Source organism: Neoroseomonas rubea, from assembly GCF_016106015.1.
Taxonomy (GTDB): Bacteria; Pseudomonadota; Alphaproteobacteria; order Acetobacterales; family Acetobacteraceae; genus Neoroseomonas; species Neoroseomonas rubea.
This window is the reverse complement of sequence record NZ_JACADQ010000453.1, coordinates 1-2,569: the sequence shown is the minus strand read 5'-3', so window position 1 is coordinate 2,569 and position 2,569 is coordinate 1. Positions and strand designations below refer to the sequence as shown.

The 2,569-nt window shown below is 72.0% G+C and carries 3 protein-coding genes; all 3 read right to left on the bottom strand.

What is annotated here, in order from left to right; translation table 11 throughout:
* Window positions 1-466 (bottom strand): SURF1 family protein (locus HW577_RS23530; RefSeq protein ID WP_198378535.1); only part of this gene is annotated, 466 nt, incomplete at its 3' end.
* 52 nt (window positions 467-518) lie between these two features.
* Window positions 519-878, bottom strand: a complete 360-nt coding sequence (locus HW577_RS23525; protein WP_198378534.1) for a DUF983 domain-containing protein — start codon at window positions 876-878, stop codon at window positions 519-521.
* A gap of 546 nt (window positions 879-1,424) precedes the next feature.
* Window positions 1,425-2,288 carry a cytochrome c oxidase subunit 3 gene (locus HW577_RS23520; protein ID WP_198378533.1) on the bottom strand — a complete coding sequence of 288 codons (864 nt, stop codon included), beginning with the start codon at window positions 2,286-2,288 and terminating at the stop codon, window positions 1,425-1,427.
* Window positions 2,289-2,569: the final 281 nt, after the last annotated feature.

Below are 2,569 nucleotides of genomic sequence, written 5' to 3'. Positions count from 1 at the left end.
CGATCGCCGCCGGGTCGAAGCTGTAGAAGCGGCGCCCGGCCGCGTCGTCGGTGGCGGAGAACCAGCCGGCGCGCTCGGCCTCCCGCACCCAGCCGGCGACGCGCACCGGGCCGTCCGGCCGGTCGATCGCCCCGGCGCGGTCGAGCGGCACCCAGCCGCGATCGACCAGCAGCGGCGCCGCGCCGTCGCGCAGCAGGGGCACGACCAGCCGCGCGCCGAGATGGTTGCCGCGCACTTCCAGGCCCACCAGCGCCTCCCGCCCATGGTCGAAGCGGCCGGCGGCCTCGACCTTGGTGAAGGGGATGGGCGCGTCGGCCAGCGGGACCGGCGGCGCGGCCTCCGCCGCGTCGATGCGGGCGAGGATGTCGCGCTTCCAGCCCAGCCGCTCCGCCTGCCAGGTGCCGAGGCCGAGGAGGATGAGGAAGGCGGGCAGCGTGACGGCGAGCGGCAGGATCAGGCGGCGCATCGCGGCGGGAGATAAGGCGTCGGCGCCCCCACCGGAAGGGCGCGCGCGCGCGTCAGGGCGCGTTCCGCCGGTGCCGCCATTGCAGCGCGACGAGCGCGGCCTTGGCCACGCGCATCGTCAGAACCGAAAAGGGCAGCACCAGCGCGGGCCACAGCACGGCGTGCAGCCAGAGCGGCGGGGCGAATTTCACATCGACCCAGATCGCCGCGCCGACCGCGACCGCGCCGATCAGGAAGATGGCCGCGACCGCCGGCCCATCCCCCGCGTCATGGGCGCGCAGGTCGAGGCCGCAGGACTCGCAGGAGTCGCGCACATCGAGCAAGCCGCGGAAGAGCGCCCCCTGGCCGCAACGCGGGCAGCGGCCGAGCAGGGCGGCGGTGGCGAGCGGGACGGGGGCGGGTTCATTCGGCATCGGGCATCGAGGCTCGCGCGGTGGAAGCGCGGGGGCAAGCGACGAGATGCGCTTCGCCCCCCCTCGAACGCCCCCGAGCAAAGGCCGAGAGGCCTTCGGAAACCGGGCCTTGGCGCTGGACTTGCGGAGCAGGACGCCGGCATGGCCTCGGGCCGGAGGCAAAAGGCGCGACCGCGCCAAGACCACCAACCGCGCCCGGCGCGCCAGCCCACGGCGCGAAGGCAAGGCGGCCGGATGGCCGTCGCCCGCCGTCTGAGGGTCAAAAAAGACAACGGCCCGAGGCAAAGCCTCGGGCCGCGAGCGCAAGGCGCGAACGCGCCCGGACCATCAGCCGCCGCCGGCGCGTCAGTCCATGGCGCGAAGGCAAGGCGGCCGGATGGCCGCCGCCCGCCGTCTGAGGGCAAAAAAACAACGGCCCGAGGCAAAGCCTCGGGCCGCGAGCGCAAGGCGCGAACGCGCCCGGACCATCAGCCGCCGCCGGCGCGTCAGTCCATGGCGCAAAGGCAAGGCGGCCGGATGGCCGCCGCCCGCCGTCTGAGGGTCAAACTAATGATGCGCGATCTCGCCCGCGCCGAACCAGTAGATGCAGACGAAGAGGAACAGCCACACCACGTCGACGAAGTGCCAGTACCAGGCCGCGGCCTCGAAGCCGAAGTGCTTCTCCGGCGTGAAGTGGCCCTTGATGGCGCGGAACAGGCAGACCGCGAGGAAGGTGGTGCCGACGATCACGTGGAAGCCGTGGAAGCCGGTGGCCAGGAAGAAGACCGAGGGATAGATGCCGCCGCCCGAGAAGGCGAAGGGCGCGAGCGTGTATTCCCAGGCCTGCAGCGCGGTGAAGAGCACGCCGAGGATCACCGTCAGCGAGAGGCCCTGGATCAGCGCCTTGCGGTCGTTCTGGATCAGCGCGGCATGCGCCCAGGTCACCGTGCAGCCCGACAGCAGCAGGATCATGGTGTTGAGGAAGGGCAGGCCCCAGGGGTCGAAGGTCAGCGTGCCCTGCGGCGGCCAGACCGCGCGCGCGGCCCCCGAGACGTGTTCCGGATACAGCGCGAAGTGGAACCAGGCCCAGAAGAAGGCGACGAAGAACATCACCTCCGACGCGATGAAGAGCGTCATGCCGTAGCGCAGGCCGAGGCGCACCACGGGGGTGTGCAGGCCGGCCGTCTGGCTCTCCTTCACCACGTCGCGCCACCACATGAACATGGTGCCGAGCGTCGCGAGCAGGCCCAGGAAGAACACCCACTTCACGCCCATATGCGCCCAGAGGATGATGCCGAGCACCAGCGCGCCGCCGCCGAAGGCCCCGGTCAGCGGCCAGGGGGACGGATCGACCAGGTGGTAGGGGTGCTTGTAGGGAGAGGCGGAGTGCCCGTCTGCGGTAGCGGCGGGCGCGTGGCTGGTGCTGGCCATCGGAATTCCTGGACCTTGGGGGCGCGCGCCAGGGCCCGGAAGCCCGGCGCGAACATGGCCGCATCAATCCCGAAAAGCCCTGCCTGATCAAGCCCGTCGGCGTCACGAAGCGAAGGTTTTCCGCGCTTCGTTGCCAGGGTGTGAACGGGCGGCGGCGGCACCTTCGCGGGCGCCGCGGATGGCGTCGGTTTTCGCGCCGCGGTGCCCGGGCGCGGCGCCCGCCGCAGGCGCCTCAGTTAGGTCGGAAGAGCGCACGTCTGAACTCTGGTCACGCTTGGAAC